The sequence below is a fragment of the Nannocystis pusilla genome (genome assembly GCF_020073745.1).
Taxonomy (GTDB): Bacteria; Myxococcota_A; Polyangia; order Nannocystales; family Nannocystaceae; genus Nannocystis; species Nannocystis radixulma.
Genome location: NZ_JAIRAU010000012.1, coordinates 14893 through 32823, shown reverse-complemented (window position 1 = coordinate 32823; position 17931 = coordinate 14893). Strand labels below are relative to the sequence as shown.

General features: G+C 72.5%; 14 protein-coding genes. 7 read left to right on the top strand and 7 right to left on the bottom strand.

The features are described from left to right. The first annotated feature begins 254 nt into the window (after nt 1-254). The 3 genes from K7C98_RS12845 to K7C98_RS12835 all read left to right on the top strand — a co-directional run bounded on the left by K7C98_RS12845 (nt 255) and on the right by K7C98_RS12835 (nt 5120). On the top strand, nt 255-1280 hold the full coding sequence (locus K7C98_RS12845) for a hypothetical protein (protein WP_224191919.1): 1026 nt from the start codon (nt 255-257) through the stop codon (nt 1278-1280). Continuing rightward, complete coding sequence (locus K7C98_RS12840; protein ID WP_224191918.1) at nt 1277-3610, top strand: TonB-dependent receptor; 2334 nt, start codon at nt 1277-1279, stop codon at nt 3608-3610. The genes K7C98_RS12845 and K7C98_RS12840 overlap by 4 nt, the downstream gene beginning before the upstream one ends. Nucleotides 3611-3842: 232 nt before the next feature. After that, nucleotides 3843-5120: a hypothetical protein gene (locus K7C98_RS12835; protein ID WP_224191917.1), complete on the top strand. Its 1278-nt coding sequence runs from the start codon at nt 3843-3845 to the stop codon at nt 5118-5120. A gap of 61 nt (nt 5121-5181) precedes the next feature. Here the strand turns inward: K7C98_RS12835 and K7C98_RS12830 are convergent, their stop codons facing one another. The 4 genes from K7C98_RS12830 to K7C98_RS43545 all read right to left on the bottom strand — a co-directional run bounded on the left by K7C98_RS12830 (nt 5182) and on the right by K7C98_RS43545 (nt 8929). Beyond that, entirely contained in the window at nt 5182-6387 is a 1206-nt protein-coding gene (locus K7C98_RS12830; RefSeq protein ID WP_224191916.1) for an RNA polymerase sigma factor, read from the bottom strand. After that, complete coding sequence (locus tag K7C98_RS12825) at nt 6384-7481, bottom strand: hypothetical protein (RefSeq protein WP_224191915.1); 1098 nt, start codon at nt 7479-7481, stop codon at nt 6384-6386. The genes K7C98_RS12830 and K7C98_RS12825 overlap by 4 nt, the downstream gene beginning before the upstream one ends. 409 nt (nt 7482-7890) lie before the next feature. Beyond that, complete coding sequence (locus K7C98_RS12820; protein ID WP_224191914.1) at nt 7891-8700, bottom strand: hypothetical protein; 810 nt, start codon at nt 8698-8700, stop codon at nt 7891-7893. A 94-nt stretch (nt 8701-8794) separates the two neighbouring features. Then, entirely contained in the window at nt 8795-8929 is a 135-nt protein-coding gene (locus K7C98_RS43545; protein WP_263429457.1) for a hypothetical protein, read from the bottom strand. Between the two features lie 370 nt (nt 8930-9299). Between K7C98_RS43545 and K7C98_RS12815 the strand changes: the two genes are divergently transcribed. The 4 genes from K7C98_RS12815 to K7C98_RS12800 all read left to right on the top strand — a co-directional run bounded on the left by K7C98_RS12815 (nt 9300) and on the right by K7C98_RS12800 (nt 13453). Beyond that, nucleotides 9300-10421, top strand: coding sequence for a hypothetical protein (locus K7C98_RS12815; RefSeq protein WP_224191913.1), 1122 nt, complete (start codon nt 9300-9302; stop codon nt 10419-10421). A 334-nt stretch (nt 10422-10755) separates the two neighbouring features. Beyond that, entirely contained in the window at nt 10756-11871 is a 1116-nt protein-coding gene (locus K7C98_RS44735) for a PAS domain-containing protein (protein ID WP_224191912.1), read from the top strand. 325 nt (nt 11872-12196) lie between these two features. Next, nucleotides 12197-12400: a hypothetical protein gene (locus K7C98_RS12805; RefSeq protein WP_224191911.1), complete on the top strand. Its 204-nt coding sequence runs from the start codon at nt 12197-12199 to the stop codon at nt 12398-12400. A gap of 15 nt (nt 12401-12415) precedes the next feature. After that, complete coding sequence (locus K7C98_RS12800) at nt 12416-13453, top strand: radical SAM protein (RefSeq protein ID WP_224191910.1); 1038 nt, start codon at nt 12416-12418, stop codon at nt 13451-13453. Between the two features lie 76 nt (nt 13454-13529). On the opposite strand, the gene K7C98_RS12795 is transcribed toward K7C98_RS12800, so the two are convergent. Genes K7C98_RS12795 through K7C98_RS12785 form a run of 3 tightly spaced genes read right to left on the bottom strand, consistent with a single transcriptional unit; the run spans nt 13530 to nt 17898 of the window. Next, the gene (locus K7C98_RS12795) at nt 13530-14504 is read right to left on the bottom strand and encodes a TIGR03885 family FMN-dependent LLM class oxidoreductase (protein WP_346660279.1); all 975 of its coding nucleotides are present in this window, start codon (nt 14502-14504) and stop codon (nt 13530-13532) included. Beyond that, nucleotides 14486-16951 carry a glycoside hydrolase family 65 protein gene (locus K7C98_RS12790; RefSeq protein ID WP_224191908.1) on the bottom strand — a complete coding sequence of 822 codons (2466 nt, stop codon included), beginning with the start codon at nt 16949-16951 and terminating at the stop codon, nt 14486-14488. Before K7C98_RS12790 ends, K7C98_RS12795 begins: the two co-directional genes overlap by 19 nt. Next, a complete protein-coding gene (locus K7C98_RS12785; protein ID WP_224191907.1) occupies nt 16948-17898 on the bottom strand; it encodes a ribokinase in 951 nt (316 codons plus the stop codon). Before K7C98_RS12785 ends, K7C98_RS12790 begins: the two co-directional genes overlap by 4 nt. Between the last annotated feature and the right edge of the window lie 33 nt (nt 17899-17931).

Genomic DNA, 17931 nt, shown 5'->3' with positions numbered 1-17931 from the left:
CGAGACGATCGTCGCCGGCCCCGCTCGTCGGCCCGCGACGGCACTCTCACTCGTCCGAGACCGCAGCGGCTGCTCAGACAACCTCGGCAAGATGTCCTCGCCGCCATATCAATCTCGACAATACCCGCGACCACACGGCGCGACATGATCTCGGGGACATCTTTGCATTCCCGCCCGTCGCCTCGGCTCGGCGAGAAAAACCGCACGACGACCCCAGTGGTCGGCCCCGACAGGGCGCGCTAACGTGCCCTGTGATGAGGCGCTGGCTGCTCGCCCTCGGCACCCTCGGATCGGCCGCCTGCGTCCCGGTCGAGTACGACTGGCTGGTGATCGACGCGCGCTTCCGCGGGATCCTCGTCGAGGTCGTCGAGCCCGGCGGCTACGGCTCTCTGCTCAATGTGCCGCCGGACCGGCACCGGGCCTTCGTCCTCCCGCTCGACACCGTCGAGCTCGAGTGGAAGGTCGCCGTCCCGCCCGGCCAGGAGCTGCAGCCACCGATCTGGGTCGCCTGCTCGTGGGAGTGCAGGGACGCGCTGTGGAGCGGGTCGAACCTCCTCGAGCTGGCCGACTGTCCCGACCCGATGCCCATCGGCATCTCCGGGTCGTGTCGGCTCGGCGAGGACCACCGGATCCGCGTCCACCTTGGCGGCGCGTACGCACCCGATCCCGGCTTCGTGCTCCTGCTCGTCGGCAGCCGCCGCCCGGAGCTCACGACCCGGGACTGTCTCGAGCGCATGAGCGCCTCGCCGCGCCCGGATGTGGGGGGCTGCTTCGTCGTCGTGCGCGCGCCCCCGTTCAGCGACACGCCGCTCGGCTTGCCGTTCTTGCCGGGGTCCGTCGACGCTCCGCCCGAGGTCCTCGCGGAGGAGGCCGACACCAACCCGACCGTGCTGGGATTCACCGTCACGCGCGAGCGCGGCGGCGTCCGCGAGGACCTCGTCGTCGACCTCGGCGAGGCCGTCCCGGTCCGCCGCGGCGATCGCATCGTCGTCGAGCCGCGCTTCGCCGCCGACGCCGCGCAGGAGTACTGGGTCTCGCTCGACGACACGTGGACGGGCCCGCTCGAGCGACGCACCGAAGTGTTCGGGTATCAGCTGTTGTTCAGCGAGCCCGTGCTGTTCGACGGGCCCGACCAGCGACCGGCAGCCCCCGACCTCCCGTCCCCGACCTTCGTCGTCCCCCACGACGTCGTGCCCACCACCCTCTGGCTCGACATCGTCGACGAACGCCGGGGCAAGGCCTTCGTCGAGCTGCAGTTCGTCCCCGAAGACGACGCATGATCGCCCTCGCCTTCCTCGCATGCCTCCTCGCCGCCGCCCCGGCGTCCGCTGAGCCCGCGGCGCGGACCACCGTGCAGGGCACGCTGCGCAGCGCCGGCGAGCGGCTCCCGATCGCCGGCGCCCGGGTCTTCGCCCGCGCGCGTCACGGCCGCGCGTGGACCCGCGAGGCCGTGTCCGACGGCGACGGCCGCTTCCTCCTCGCCGACCTGCCGAGCCGCGCCTTCGTGCTCATCGTCGTCGCCCCCGGCCACCAGCGATTCGAGCAGCCGACCCCTGCCGCCTACTGGTCGCGCCGCAAGCCGCCGACGATCTACCTCCAGCCGCACGGCGCCGGCGGCTATCGCACGATCGTCGAGCAGGAGCGCGTCCGCAAGCCGAGCCCCGTCAGCACCAGGCTGCAGCCGGAGGAGATCGCCAACCTGCCCGGCAGCCAGGGCGACCCGTTGCGCGCATTACAGAACCTGCCCGGCGTCGCCCGTGTCCCCGGCGGCCTCGGTCTCCTCATCCTGCGCGGCGCTGCCCCCAATCAATCGCAGGTGTTCTTCGGCGAGCACCCGCTCCCGCGCGCCTTTCACATCCCCGGCCTCGCCAGCATCGTCCCGGCCGGCGTGCTGCAGAGCATCGAATACGTGCCCGGCAACTTCTCCGCCCATTACGGCAACGCCGTCGGCGGCGTCGTCCACCTCACCCCGCGGGCCGGCCGGCGCGACGGCGTCCACGGTCAGGCCAAGCTCGACATCATCTCGGCCGGCGCCCGGCTCGAGGGCCCGTTCGGCAGGGGTGGCTCGTTCATCCTCGCGGCTCAGCGCGGCTACCTCGACCTCGCCCTGGGCGCCCTGCCCGACGACGCCACCCGCGGCCTCCCTGCCATCAGCCCGCGCTACCACGATTATCAATTCATCTTCGACCACCCCGCCGGTCGCGGAGGCACCCTCACGATGCGGCTCCTCGGCGCGGCCGACACCTTCAACTTCCGCGCGGCCTACAGCTCCGGCGAGGGCCTGGCCATGCAGAACGGCTTCCATCGGGTCGACCTCGCCTACCGCAAGCGCCACGGCCGCTGGGACTTCCTGCTCGCCCCCGCCGTGCGATTCGACCGCACCGCTTACGACGGCGGCTGGCAATTCATGCGACGGCGCAACGACGTCGTCGGCCTCCTGCGCGCGGAGGTCAGCGTCCGGCCGTGGCGACCGCTTCAGCTCACCCTCGGCGTCGACACCCAGCTCGACGGCTACCGCTCGTTCCGGCGCGCCCGCACGGGGAACGAGAACCTCCTCGTCGACACGCGCACGCGGGGCTTCCTCACCAGCACCGGCGTATACCTGCACTCGCAGCTCGAGCTCGGGCGCTACGCGATCATCGCCGGCGCCCGCTTCAACGCGTTCACCGGCGCGCTCAACGCGGCGCACACCGTCGATCCGCGGCTGCTGCTGCGCTACACCCCGCACGCGCGGGTCCGGATCCAGCTCGCCGCCGGCACGTACTCGCAGGCCAGCTATCGCCGCAGCAGCGCGAGCGCCGGCGTCTTCAGCCAGTGGGGCGCCCCCGATCTGCCGCTCGGCGGGCCCACCGTCTACTCCGGCGATTACATGACCGTGTTCCCCGCCGCCATTCGCTACCTCGATCCGCAGCTGGAGTTCGATCCGGAGGGACGGATCGGCGCCAGTCGGGCCGTCCAGTACAGCGCCAACGTCCACGTCGACCTCTCCGATCACATCGAGCTCGACACCACCCTGTTCCATCGCAATTTCCGCGCCGACACCCCGCCGGATCCCGACATCCCGGCCCTGCCCGACATTCGCTCGACCACCACCGGGCTCGAGATCATGCTCCGCCACGACCTCACCGCCCGGCTGTTCGGCTGGATCGCCTACACGTGGATGCGCTCGACGACCACGATCTCGTTCGGCGAGATGTACAGGACGGAGAAGTTTCCTAGCGACTTCGATCAGCGCCACAACCTCGTCATGCTGGTCGGTTACAAGCTGCCGCGCCGCTGGTCGATCGCCGGCCGGTTCCGCCTCGTCACCGGTCTGCCCTACACCCCGTTCATCGGCGCGATCGACGGCGGGGGCATGTACCCCACCGACCCCGCGCCGCTGTTCGGCGCGACCAACGGCGCGCGCATGCCGGTGTTCCACCAGCTCGACCTCCGCGTCGACCGCACGTGGATCTTGCACCGCTGCGTCGTCGGGGCCTACCTCGACGTGATGAACGTGTACAACCACCAGAACGCCGAGGGCATCACCTATTCGCAGGACTACTCGCGCACCCGAACGGCCGTCGGCCTGCCGATCCTGCCCGTCCTCGGCGTGCAAGTCAGCTACTGAGCCCACGCGCCGAGCACGGCGGTGCGGCGAGGGCGTCGACCTCCGGCATCACGGCGCGAGCATCGACCTCCTGGATGTCTCCCGCGATCGTCGAACCGCTCGGCAGGGGCGCGCGCGTCAGCCGGGTGATTCGCGCGTCGCGCCGACTCGGCTCTTGACGGTCGCCCGGACCCGCGCGTACGCTGCCGGCGTCATGCTCGCATTCAAGTCTTCGTGGTTTATCGTATTGTCCATGGCAGCGATCGCGTCGGCCTGCACCGCCGCACAGTCGGACTCCACCGCCGGAGAATCGACGTTCGGCACGTTCGGGCCGGTGACCGACACGAACACCCCGCCGACCGGCGGGAGCGACGGCGAGCAGTGTGGCCTCGAGTGTGACGATTCCGCGTTCATCAACGGCAAGTTCACGGTCTCGGGCATCGCCCAGCTCGACGCCTTCTTCGCCGCGACGCTCGAGCTCTCGGGCGCGATGCAAGCGACCGCGGACGACCTCCAGCACCAGCTCAACGGGCTCTCCGCCCTCGTCGGCGCCACCGGTGCGGCCGACTTCAAGGCGGCGCTCGACGCCAAGCTGGCCGCCTTCGTCGACATCGACGCCGGCTGGACCATCGAGGCCCCGCCGGCCCGCTGCGAGTCGCGCTTCGCCGCCGCCGCCACCGCGGTCGCGGAGTGCGATCCCGGCGCCCATCCGGGCATGATCGACGTGCGCTGCGAGGGCAGGTGCCCGATCGACGCCAGCGCCCAGGCCGATTGCCGGAGCGACGGTACGCTGACGTGTCGCGGCATCGCGCCGCAGCTCCAGTGCGAGGGCGAGTGCCTGGGGAGCTGTCAGCTCGACATCGCGGCGGCCTGCGACGGCACGTGCAAGGGCATCTGCGACGGCCAGGACTTCGTCGGTCGCTGCGCGGGGATGTGCCAGGGCGAGTGCGACCTGAGCGGGGGCGGCGCTTGCCCGGGGCGCTGCCTCGGCGTGTGCGAGTTCACGGACCCGCCGGCGGACTGCGCCCAGGACCACGAGGCGCACTGCGAGGGCAGCGCGACGGTGAGCGGCTCCTGTACCGGCCCGTGCGACGGCAAGCTGAGCGCGCCGACGGCGGCCGAGTGCGAGGCGACGGTCGAGGCGACGGTCGAGGCGGGCGTGCAGTGCTACCCGCCGCCGACGAGCATCGACTACCGGCTGAACGGCGCCGCCAGCAACGACCCGCAGCTCCAGGCCGAGCTCCACGCGTTCCAGACCAGCTTCCAGGAGCGCTTCGCAGCGCTCCTGGCCTCGACCCGCCGCGCCGCGCGTCTGATCGACACGGCAGCGACGCTCGGGGCCACGGGCCAGGCGGCGGTCGCGAGCCTGGCGAGCCAGCTGTCCGACAGCCCCGATCTCAAGACCAAGATCGGAGCCGAATGCGCGAGCGCATCGCTGCCAACGGCGGCGCAGCTCCTGACCACCTCGGCCGACATCCTGAAGGCCCAGCTCGAGGCGGCCGTCACGGTCGCCGCCTCGGTCGAGGGGTGACGCGCGGTCGCAGTGTCGACATTCTCTGAATGTCGACACTACACCCCTCGGGTCACACCATTCAGCGCGCGCACACGTAATGCTCGAAGCGCTGCGCCAGCGGCGACACGGGGTGCGCGGAGACCAGGCGCCGGGCGCTCGCCTCGGCCTCGTCGCCGCGTTCCAGCGCGCACAGGGCCTCGACCCGCGCCGCCTCGCGCGCGTCGACCAGGGCGCCGCGCGGGAACTCGCTCGCGTGCGTGCCCAGCAGCGCCAGCGCGGCCGCCGGAGCGCCGCCGTCCAGGCGTGTCCGCGCCTCGTCGAGCAGCGCCACCTCGGCGGACAGCCGGTCGGGCCGGGCCGGTGCCGGCGCTGCTGCCTCGCGCTGCACCGGCGCCGGCGTCGCCGCGGCGGGCGGCTCCGAGCGGCTCGCCGCATCATCTGTCTCGGGGGACAGGTGCTCTGCGCCGTGCTCGACCTCCGCCCGGGCCTCCGCGGCCGCTCGTCGCTCGGGGCGCGCGACCGCCTGGACCGTCGCCCCGCCGGCGACGATCAGCGTCGCCGCCACCGCCGCGCGGCTCGCCGACAGCGCCCCCAGCACCCCGCTCGCCCCGGTCTTGCCGAGCGCCGGCCCGAGCAACGCCCAGGTGCGCTGCGCCTGCCCGGCCGGCGGCGCCTCGCGGCGGCGCGTCTGTTCGGCGCAGGCCGCCAGCTCCGCCTCGCCGAGGCGCGCCTGCAGCTGCCCCCGCGCCAGGCGCAGCCGCGAATAGACGGTGTTGAGCGGCAGTGCCAGCTCGGCCGCCATCTCCGGCCCGCTCATCCCCAGCAGTTCGGACATCTCCCACACCGCCCGCAGCTCGCTGCTGAGCTGCGCCAGCGCCTGCTCGAGCTGCTGCGCCGTGTCGTGCCGCTGGTGCGGGGCGTCGTGCGGCGCCGGCCACGTCTCGGCCAGCGCCGCCACGCGTCGCGCCGTCCGCGTCGCCCCCCGCCGGTAGCGCCACGCGACCCGCCGCGTCACCGCGAACAGCCACGCCCGCGGCGAGACCTCGTAGCGGAGCACGTCGAGCCGGCGATAGGCGGTGATGAACACGTCCTGCACCGCGTCATCGATCGCCGCCGGCGGCACCCCGAAGCGCCGCGCCGCCGCCCACACGAACCCGAACTCGCGGCGGTAGATGGCGTGAAACCGCGCGCGGCGCGGCTCGTCGTCGGGCCCTGGTTCGTCGTCGGTCGCCGGGACGTGCATCACCTGTTGGTTCGATTCTCCGGCGGCCCTGACTTCCGTCACCGCGGGTCACGAAATCGCAGCTCCACCGCGAACAGCAGCCGGCCCGAGATCCGGGACGACGCGAAGAGCGGCACCGGCGGCCCAGGGTCGCGCAGCTCGAAGCCCGGCACCAGGATCCCCGCGACGCCTTCGAGCGCCGCGCCCACGCGCACCCGCGGGTGCACGGCCACGGCCACGCCGGCCGAGGCCACGACCGCCAGCCAGAGCCCGGTCGTGCTGCGCGCCCCGACCACCCCCTGCGCGATCCCACGCACACCGCCCACCTCGAGCCCGCCGCACAGCGGGATTTCGACCCGCCGCGGGCCCAGCCGCCCGCAGCCGAGCGCCGCGCCCATGCCCGCGAACGCCCGCAGCTCGCCTTCCGGCTGCAGCGCCTTCGTGCGCGGGGAGAGGAACGTGCCGCGCAGCTCCAGCCGCGCCCGCCGCCACAGCAGGCCCCCCGCCAGCATGACCGCCCCGGAGACGCCTGGAAGCGCCCCGTACTCCGGCCCGCCCTGAACCCTCAGCGCCCCGCCGAGCCGCCGCCGCGGCCGTCCAGGTGCCTGCAGCGGGGTCTCCGAGCTCACCGGCTCGCCCGACAGCGGGCCCGCCATCTCGATCTCCATGGCCGCTTCCGGCGCCCCCGGCCCCTGCGGCGCGGGCGTGGGTTCGGGCCCGGGCTCCGTCTCGGGCGACAGCTCGGCCGCCTCTCCGATCTCGACCTCGCCCGCCGCGTCCGCGGGCGGCCGGGGCGGCGGCGACTCCACGCCGGCCGCCGCGGCCACCCCGGCCTCGCGCCGCGCCGCGGTCGCCACCAGCAGCGCCGTCGCGTCGACGAGGGCCGCGCACCGCTGCGACGTCAGCGTGCGGGTCGCCCCGCGACCGCGCGTGGCGATCCGCAGCGTCAGGCGATAGCGCGGAGCCTCGGGGTACAGCGAGACCCGGGCCTCGACCTCGACCTCACCGGCGAAGGCCCGCCCGAGCCGGCGCTCGACCGCCGCCAGCAGCTCCTCGCGCCCCGGACAGCCGCGCGGCGCCTCCCACACCAGTCCGGCCGCCGGCGGCTCGGGCACTTGCACGGCGAGAAGGCCGGCGAGGACTGTGATGATTGGCATCGCGAGGAACGGGGACCATAGCACGAAACGATCCCGACGCGGCGACGGACCCCGACGACGACGCCCGTCGTATCGTCGGTTTCATCGCCCGTCGTGACCCGGCTCGCGCGAAGCATGCGCGGTCACGACAGCACCCGCCCCCGCCCGGCGACTGCAGGATCATGCGGGTCGACCGACCCGAGGCCCATGAAACGTTCGAGCGAGCAGCCCGCACGCACGCGGTCCACGGCCTCGAGCGGCGCCGGTGAAACACCTCTCGGCCTCCCGCGGTCACACCGCTTTATCCATCACCTGACCCAAAGTACATCCATGACATTCCCGTCAGTCTCCGCCGCGCTCGTCCACCTCACCCAACTCACCGAGCAGCGGAGCGCCGTCGCATGAATCGGCGGCGCTCCGCGGATTCGCCTCACTGCGGGCAGCGCGGCGCGACGAACGTGCCGTCGAGCACGATCGGCCCCTCGAGCAAGAACGCTCGCAGGTGGCAGAGTCGGCCGGTGACGGCCCCGTCTTCGACGGCGTCGATCTCGAGGGTGCCGGTCACCGCGCCGTCGGCCTCCTCGCACACGTCGTCGCCGCCCCCGCCGTTCGCGTGGGCGCTCGCGTGGACCTGGCCGTCCGCCAGGGCGTAGACGCCGGGGACCTGGAACTCCGCCGGGATCTGCAGCGCCACCTCCCAGTTGTGGCCGCACGCGAGCTCGCCGTGCGGATCGGCGCAGGTGAAGCTCTGGCTGGAGAAGCGGACGTGGAGCAGCTCCGGTTCGCCGCCGGGGTTGCCGATCTGCGAGTCGAGATACGCGATCATCTCGGCGCTGACCGGGCTCGCCGCGCCCACGCACGCCTGCGGATCGCCGCCCGTCCCCGTCTCCGTGTCGGATGGATCGCTGGCGCCCGCGGACTCCGTCTCGGCCGGACCGGCCGTATCGTCGGTGTCGCCCGAGGACTGCGTCGTGCTCGCACCGACAGTACCGTCGGTGTCGAGCGCCTCGGTCGCGGTGAACGCCGTCGTGCTCGAATCGCCGGTCGTCGACTCCTCGGCGTTGTTCGGCCCGGCGCTCTCGGAGGCCGCCGACGCCGTGCTGGTGGGTTCGGCGGCGCCTGTCGTGCTCGACGAGGTATCGCCCGCCGGCTCGCCGCCGGTGCCGGGATCCTGGTGTACGGATTCGCCCCCGCAGGCGACGAAGAGCGCGAGAACGAGATATGAATAGACCCAACGCATCCCTGGCATGTAGCACGCGTCCACGCCCCGCGCCAATCGGACCTGCGACGGACTCCGGCACATTTCCCGTGATCCGCCTGCGAGGTCGCGGCCGCTACCACGAGACCACGAGGTGAGCGGGCCGCGCCCGCTGGCACGATTGCCGCCCGACCGCGAAGAACCCCGCGACCCCGATCCCGTTGCCGAGCATCGCCGCGCTGGTGAACCCGTTGATCGGCCCGGCCTGCACGTAGGGCGGCCAGACATCGGTGCCACGATGAGGCTCCCCGCCATCGCTCCGGCCAGACCGGCTCCGGCCACGAGGAGGCTCCAAGCTCGTAGTTCCAGCCCGTAGTTCCAAGCTCGTAGTGGACACTGCTGCAATACAGTCCACGCACCGACCAATACCGGCTCCATTGCCGACACGCGTCCAACCGGCCGCCGGCGCTCTATGCATGCGACCGCCGCCCGCGCGTGCGAGCTGCAGCGGACCTTCGCCCCGACCCGCACGATCTCGACTTCTTCTCGCCGAGCGCCGCCGCCAGGCGCCGCTCAGTACCTGTCTCTTCAGACATTTGCCTCCGATTGTCGGCGCCCGCGGATTCTGTTACACCTCGCGCATGATCCTGTCCGCTCCTCGCCGCGCGCTGACGTGCGCGCTGTTCACCACCCTCGCGCTCGCGGCCTGCGGCTCCGACAGGGATCCACTCGACTCTGCCACCGGCATGCCGACGGCCGGGCCTCCTGGCGGTCCCGGCGGCGATCCGCCCGACGATCCCACGAGCACGAGCAGCGGCACGAGCGAGACCGGCGGCCCCGGTCACGGCGCCTGCGCGCAGTACCTCGCGTGCGTCGCCGCCGTCATGCCCGACGCCCTCCCCGACATCGAGATGACCCTGGGCCCCGACGGCACGTGCTGGCAGAGCCCCCCCGAGGTCGCGCAGGCCTGCGTCGAGAGCTGCGCCTCGGGCCTCACGAGCCTGGCGAGCCTGTACCCGAACGAGCCGGCGTGCAGCAGCGGCGCCGTCGATACCACCGGCGAGCCGACGGGCACCACCGGACCTACGACCAGCGGGGGCGAGACCACCTCGACCTCCGACGACCCCCCCGTCACCACGATGACCACCAGCGGCGGCCCGTGCGGCGATCCGCCGGGTCAGCCCAACGGCGGCGAGTGCACCGATCCCAGCGGCTGCGGCTGCCTCTCGGGCAAGTGCTTCCTCGTCCCGGCGCTCGGCGGTCGGTGCAGCGAGTGCCTCGTCGACGCCGACTGCGACGGCGGCGGCTGCTCTGCAGCCAATCCGATCGCCGGCGGGAGCGCAATGTGCAACGACGGCGGACCCGGCGATGGTTGCATGTCCGACGCCGTTTGCAACGACCCCACCAATGACATCTGCGGCACGGTGATCGAGGCGCCCGGTCTCCTCACCGTCTCGACCTGCGGCGAGTGCGAGACCGACGCCGACTGCCCGGCGCAGACGCCCGTGTGCGCGCCCACGTACAACATCGGTTTGTTCACCGGGCGCTTCGACTGCGTCGCGGTCGGCTCGGTGCCCGACAACGGCGGCTGCGCCAGCGACGAAGCTTGCGCCTCCGGACGCTGCGGCGTGGCCAGCGTCATGGGCCTGTTCGAGTTCGGCGTCTGCGGCGAGTGCAACGGCGACAACGACTGCGGCCCCGGCGGGCAATGCGACCCCGCGACCGTCAACGGCAACACGTTGTCGGGCGCCACCTGCCTGTGACGCCGAGCCGCGCGTCGAGGCGCCTCCGTGCGATGCGATCGCCCCGGCCCGGCCTCATGCTCGCGCCGCAGCGCGCGCACCGCCCCTCTCGCAGACCGGTGTGACACGCTCGTACGCGCGGAAGCGGAGCCGCGACCGAGGCCGACGAATCAGGCCTCGCGGCGAGTTGGCTGGCCCAAGGGTCATGTTCGCTCGCGCGCGCGCCCGCGCCGAACCTGTTCTACCTGTCTCTTACGACATGTCATGAGCGACACGGGAGCACGTGCGCTCACCCGGCGGGTTCGGCAACCGCGGAGGGGGGACATTCCCCCCAAGGCCTGGGTATCCTGCCCCCGTGAACGATCGCAGCAGCAACGCCCCTCACGTCACGGTCGAAGTGGACGCCGTTCTTCGAGTCCTCGGCTGGAACCGGCGAGCCGAACGCGTGTTTGGGATCGGCGCTGCCGAGGCGGTCGGTCGACCCCTCGGGGAGCTCGTCCCCGTGGTCGGCGAGCCCGAGGCCTGGGCGGCGCTCCTGGTCGCGGATAGCGAAGAACCCGAGGTGCGGCGGATCGCTCGGCCCGACGACGACCTGTACCTCGAGGTTTGGTGGGAGGTGACGCGCGACGACGACGGTCGGGTCGTCGGCGCCACGCTGTACGGCCACGACATCACGACGCGCGAGCGAGAGTATCGCCGCCGCGGCATCGAGTCGAAGATGCTCGGCACGCTCCTCGACCACCTCGAGCTCGTGGTGTGCTCGATCGACAAGCAGGGCAACTTCGCGTTTCAGCAGGGCAAGGCGCTGCAGACCGTCGGGCTCACCCCCAATCAATTCGTCGGCCAGAACTACTTCGATCTGTTCAGCGGCGCGGAGGCCGAGTCCACGCGCAGGGCGATGAACGGCGAGGCGCAGCTGGCGATGTCGTCGGAGGTCTACGGCCTCCACTGGCTCAGCTGGGCCATCCCGGTCCAGGACGACGAGCTGTCGATGATCTCGGTGTCGCTCGACGTCACCGAGACCAAGCGCAACGAGATCGAGCTGCGGGCCAAGCTCGAGCTCGTCGAGCGCCAGCAGCAGGTGATCCGCGAGCTCTCGACGCCGATCATCGAGGTGTGGGACGGCGTGCTCACCCTGCCGATCGTCGGCCTCGTCGACACCGTCCGCACCGCCGAGATCATGGACAACCTGCTGCAGGCGGTCACACGCACGCGGGCGAAGTACGCGATCCTCGACCTCACCGGCGTCGAGGTCGTCGACACCGGCACGGCGGGCCACCTGATCCGCATGATCCAGGCGATCCGTCTGCTCGGCGCGGAGGGCATCCTCACCGGCATTCACCCGACCATCGCCCAGACGATCGTGTCCCTCGGCGTCGACCTCTCGCGCGTGGCCGTGTTCGGCAAGCTCCGCGACGCCCTCACGCATTGCATCGCACGCCTCGATCGCGCCTCCCGTCCGCACTCCTGAGGCCGATCGACCGGCAAGCGAATGCGCCGGGTCGAACAGACCGGGGCCCCGTGAGCACATTTGCGCTTCGCACGGATCCGCGCGCCCTGTCACGGCGTCATCGCCGGAGCGGGCCCTGCGCATTCGCGCCGTCTCCTGCGATTCCATATCGACGAACAGCGAACCATCCGGTTGGCCGGTCGGGCCGCTCCACCTCGTCCTCGCGGCCCCTCGCACGCTCGGGTCATACACTACTGTATCGGCCCGAGCGAGCGACTGCCGCGTCGAACGACCGATGCGGCGGCGGCACGCGCACGCGCGGAAACCGAGCAGCAGGAGCACGAAAATGGCCGATCAAAAGCTCATGATTACCATCCAGGTCGCGGACCTCGCCCTCGACGAGGAAGGCAGGGTGATCATCCGGAATCCAGCGATCGCCGAGCAAGTCGCGGCCGCCATGAGGCTGACGGGGCTCGAGGACGAGCTCACGCCGCGCGTCGTCAACAACTGCCACGGCGGCAATTGTGCCGCGGGCTGCCACCCGAAATAGGAGGGCGGTGCGGGCATGACCGGGGAACCGTCGTCCTTCGACGAACAGCTGACCGCATCCGTCCGGGCCGATCGGCTGCAGCTCATCCTGCTGCCGACCGAGCAGTGCAACTTCCGCTGCACCTACTGCTACGAGGACTTTGCGATCGGGCGCATGGCGCCGGAGGTGGTGAGCGGCGTCAAGAAGCTCATCGATCGCCGCGCCGACGGATTGTCGCACCTGCAATTGTCATGGTTCGGCGGAGAGCCGACGCTGGCGCGTTCGATCATCGAAGATATCGCGTCGCACGTGCTCCGGGCGCAGGAGCGGTGCAAGGGCCTGCGCTATCACAGCGACATGACCACGAACGGCTACCTGCTCGACGGGCCTGTCGCCGAGCACTTCGCGAGGCTGGGGATTCGGAGGTACCAGGTCTCGCTCGACGGCCCCGCCGAGCACCACGACCGCACCCGCCTGCGCGCCGACGGCAAGGGGACCTTCGAGCGGATCTGGTCCAACCTCCTGTCGATCCGGGCCTCCCCGGCCGACGTGCACGTGATGCTGCGGATCCACCTCACGCCGGAGAACATCCCGGTCATGGCGGATTTCCTGCGGCTCGTCCGCGACACCCTCCTCGTCGATCCGCGCTTCACCGTGTTCTTGAAGCGGGTGGTGCGTCTCGGCGGCCCGAACGATCCGGCGATGGAGGTCCTCGAGTCCGACGATCCGCGGATCGCGGCGCTGGTCTCTCTCGTCGCCGAGGGCGGCGCCGAGGAGCGGTTGTACGAGCCGGAGGAGGTCTGTTATGCGGCCCGCGCCAACTCGCTGCTCGTGCGTGCGGACGGCCGCCTGGGCAAGTGCACGGTGGCGCTGTCGGACCCGGCCAACACCATCGGGCAGCTCCTCCCCGACGGGAGGGTGCGGATCGACAACGCCCAGCTGCGCCCATGGCTGCAGGGTTGGGAGTCCCGCGACCCGGAGCTGACCGGCTGCCCCTACGTCGCTTTCACGTCCCCGCAGCCTCGGCTGGTGCAGATCACGAATCGACGCTCCGAGCTGCAGACGCCCACCTGAAGCCGGCGAGTCCACGACCGCCGCGCGCCGTCGATGCTAAAGCACGACGATCGTCGGCGCGACGTACTCCTGCGATTCACCCGCGCAGTCGCGGCAGCACGCGCGCGCCGAATTCGTCGATGAAGCGCTCCTGCTCGCCGCCGACGTGGTGCAGCGACAGGAGGTCGACGCCGAGCTCGGCGTCGCGGCGCAGCCACTCGACGTGTCGGGCCGCATCGGCGGCCACGCGCACGGGGCCCTGCATGTCCTCGGGCCGCACGAACGCCGCGGCCGCTTCGAACTCCGCGGGCGTGCGCAGCTCGGCCAGCACGTCGCTCGCGAACACGTTGGTGCGCCACTGCTCCCAGGCGTCGCGCAGGGCCGCGGCGTCGTCGCGCGCGTACGCCAGCTGCACCTTGAGGTGCACCGGCTTGCCGGCGCCGCCGCCCGCGCGGAAGGCCTCGATCACCCGCGCGTGGGCCTGGTCCGGCTGCGCGATCGTGATGAGCCCGTCGGCCCAGCTCCCGAGCCAGCGGGCCGTCTTCGCCGTGACCGCGGCGCCGAACAACCGCGGCCGCTCGCGCGGTCGCGGGTACAACCTGGCCGCCTCGACGCGCACGCGGCCGCGGCGCGTCACCGTCTGGCCGGCCCACAGCGCGCGCATGACGTCCGCGCATTCGCGCAATCGCCTGTCGCGCTCGTCCTTCGCCGGCCACGGGTCGCCGGTGATGCCCTCGTTGAGGCGCTCGCCGCTGCCGACGGCCAGCCAGAAGCGGCCGGGGAACAGCTCGAGCAGCGTCGCCGCCGCCTGCGCCAGCACGGCGGGGTGGTAGCGCTGACCGGGGGCCGTGACCACGCCGAAGCCGAACGAGGTCGCCTGCAGGGCCGCGCCGAGCCAGGTCCAGGCGTGGCCGCCGTGGCCCTGGCGTTCGCTCCACGGGTGGAAGTGGTCCGAGCAGGTCGCCGCGTCGAAGCCGGCCGCCTCGGCCCGGCGCACCAGCGCGAGCAGGTCGCTCGCGGAGAATTGCTCGTGCGAGCAGTGGTACGCCAGCTTCACGGCGTCTCCGCGCATTCGCCCAGGGCGCGCTCGCGGGCCGGCGCGACCGTGAAGGTCCGCGCCGCTCCCGGATCGATCTGCGCCGCCTGGCCGTCGATCCGCACGCTCACGGGGTGGGCCGCGTCGTCGTCGACGCGGACCGTCACGCGCTCGTTGCGGACCTCGAGCGACAGCCACGCGCAGCGGTGGCGGATCCGGAAACACACGCTGCGCAGCTCCTCGGGCAGCGCCGGCCGCAGCCACAGCACGCCCTCGCGCGCCTCGAGCCCGGTGTAGCAGCGCTGGAAGATGTCGACGGTGCCGGCCATCGCCCCGAGGTGCACGCCCTCGGCCGTGGTGCCGCCCTGGATGTCGCCGAGGTCGCTGCCGAGCGCCTCGCGCAGCATCTTCCACGAATGCGCCGGGTCGCAGCGCGCCAGCACCCACGCGTGCACCACCCGGCTCAGCGTCGAGCCGTGCGACGTCCGCTGCAGGTAATAACGGGTGTTGCGCGCGATCGCCTCGTCGTCCCACGCGTACCCGAGACCCGTGAAGATCGCCCGCAGCTCCGCCGGCGCGAGCAGATAGAACAGCATCAGCACGTCGGCCTGCTTCGACACCTTGTAGCGATTGACGCTGTCGCCCTCGGCCTCGAGGATGTTGTCGAGGCGGTGGATGTCGTCGCGGTAGCGGGCGCGGTAGAGGTCCCAGTCGAACTCGGCCAGCGCCTCGTAGCCCTCGAACTGACTGATGACGCCGTCGCCGTGGAACGGCACGAACATCCGCCGAATGAGGTCGTCCCAGGCCGCGCGCTCCTCGTCGGCGAGCCCCAGCTTGTCGACGAGCAGCCGGCGCGCCCCGTCCGGCAGCAGCGCCAGCGCCTCGCGGGCCCGCCGCAGCGACCACACCGCCATGACGTTGGTATAGGCGTTGTTGTCGAGCCCCGGTCGGGCGGCGTCGGGGTAGGCGTCGTGGAACTCGTCGGGCCCGACGACGCCGCGGATCACGTAGCGCTCGCGGGCCGGGTCGAATGTGGCCAGGCTGGCCCACATGCGGGCGATCTCGAGCAGCATCTCGGCGCCGTGCTCGGCGAGGAACTCGAGGTCGCCGGTGACCTCGTAATCGTGCCAGACGTTGTAGGCGACCGCGGCGCCGATGTGGCGCTGCAATCGGCTGTTGTCGGCGATCCACCGGCCCGAGCGCGGGTTCTTGCGCCGCGGCTCGCTGACCTCGCGGCCGTCGCTGGCGCTGCGCCACGGGAACATCGCCCCGCGCAGGCCGGCCTCGCGCGCCGCGGCGCGGGCCGCCGGCAGGCGGCGGAAGCGATAGAGGAGCAGCGAGCGCGCCAGCTCGGGCAGGCGCCAGGCGAGCACCGGGAAGACGAACAGCTCGTCCCAGAACACGTGCCCGCGGTAGCCCTCGCCGTGCCAGCCGCGCCCGGGGATCCCCGCGTCGAGCCCGATCGTGTGCGGAGAGACGGTCTGTAGGATGTGAAACAGGTGCAGGCGCAGCGTCGTCGTCGTCGCCAGCTCGTCCTCGACCTCGACGTCGAAACGGTCCCACAGCTCGGCCCACGCGCGCGTGTGCGCCGGCAGCAGGGCCGCGAAATCATCGGCGCCCGCGGCCGCGCGCGCGGCCGCGTCGAGCGGCTCGCGGATGGCGCGGTCGTGGCGGGTGTACAGCGCGGCGATCTTCTCGAGCGTGACCTCTCCGCCCCGCTGCAGCTCGGCGCGCGCCAGCAGGCCGACCGCGCGCGGCCCGGCGGCGCAGGACTCGAGCGGGTCGACCTCGCCGCCGCTGACGAACACGCGGGTGCGGGTGGCCAGCGCGAGCTCGAGGCGCGAACCACTGGTGCGCGCGCGCAGCGTGAGCAGGCCCGCGCCCGCCGCGGCGGCCGCGAATCGCTCGAGGTGATCGCCGTCGGCCCCGCGGTACTCCTCGGCGTTGGCGTTCGTGACCTGTCCGTCGAGCCAGGAGCGCAGGCGCACCCGCCCCGCCCAGCCCTCGGGCTGCAGCCGCAGCTGCTGCGCGGCCAGGTGCGGCTCGGCCAGGTGCACCAGCCGCCGCTCGCTCAGCACGGCGCGGCGGCCCTCGACCTCGAAGCGGACGACGCGGGTCAGCACCCCGCGGCGCAGGTCGAGCTCCTGGCGAAACTCGAGCACCGTGACCCGCTCGAGCGAGAACCACTCGCCGTCCTCGAGGGCGACGTCGATCCGCGACCAGTCGGGCAGGTTGACCAGGCCCTCGTGGTGCAGCGGCTCGCCGTCGACGACGCTGGTCTTGTGATTGTAGAACCCGGCGCGGTACGTCCCGGGGTAGTGCGGCCCGCCGGCGCGCGCCCACGGCACCGCCCCGCGCGTCACGAAGTAACCATTGCCGAGCGCGCACAGGGCCTCGCGCTGGCCCTCGTGCTCGCGGTCGAAGGACTCGTAGACGAGCGACCACGGCGACAGCTGCGCCCCGTCGCGCGCGTGCGGGCTCACGCGCGCCGCTCCCGGCCGGCGCGCGCCCGCTCGAGGCGCCCGCGATCGGGGTAGGCCGCCTGCGAGCCGTAACCGGTCACCGCCAGGCTCGAGGCCGCCACCGCGAACTTGACCGCCTGCACCAGCTCCTGCCGCTCGAGCAGCGCGACCCCCAGCGCCCCCGCGAACGCGTCGCCCGCCCCGGTCTTGTCGACGACCTCGACGTCGAGCGGCGCCACGACCTCGCGCCGGTCGGCGCTCACCAGGGCCGCGCCGCCGTCGGGCAGCTTGACGCACGCGACTCGCACGCCCCGCGCGCACAGCTGCTCGCCGGCGCGAATGGCATCACGCTCGCTCGCCACGGCGACGCCGACGAGCGCGCGCGCCTCCTCGGGGTTGGGCGTGATGACATCGATCAGCGGATAGAGCTCGTCCGGCATGCGCCCGGCCGGCGACGGATCGAGCACGACCTGCAGCCCGCGCGCGCGCGCGGCCCGGACCGCCGCGAGGACGACCGCCTCCGGCACCTCGAGATCGACGGTGAGCACCGAGCCCGCCGGCGCCGCGGCCACGACCTGCGCCGCCGCCCCGACGTCGCCCTCGCTCCACGCGTCGTTGGCGTTGGCGGCCAGGAGGATGGTCTTGTCGCCGTCGGCCCGCACCACGATCATCGCCAGCGCCGTCGCCTGCCCCGCCACCCGCGTCACGTGCGACAGCTCGACGCCGACCGCCCGCGGGCCGCGCAGCGCCTCCTCGGCGAAGTCGTCGTCGCCGACATGTCCCACGAGACAGGCGCGAACGCCGAGCCGCCGGGCGAGGAACGCCCGGTTGGCCGCCTTGCCCCCGCCCGCGCGCAGCAGGTCGTGCACCTGCAAGGTCTCGCCCGGCCCCGGCCAGCGCTCGGCGCGGACCTGCAGGTCGAGGTTGATGCTGCCCAGGGCGAGCAGGATGGCGTCGTCGGCTGTCATCGGCGGCTCACAGGCCCGTCGTTATCAATAAAG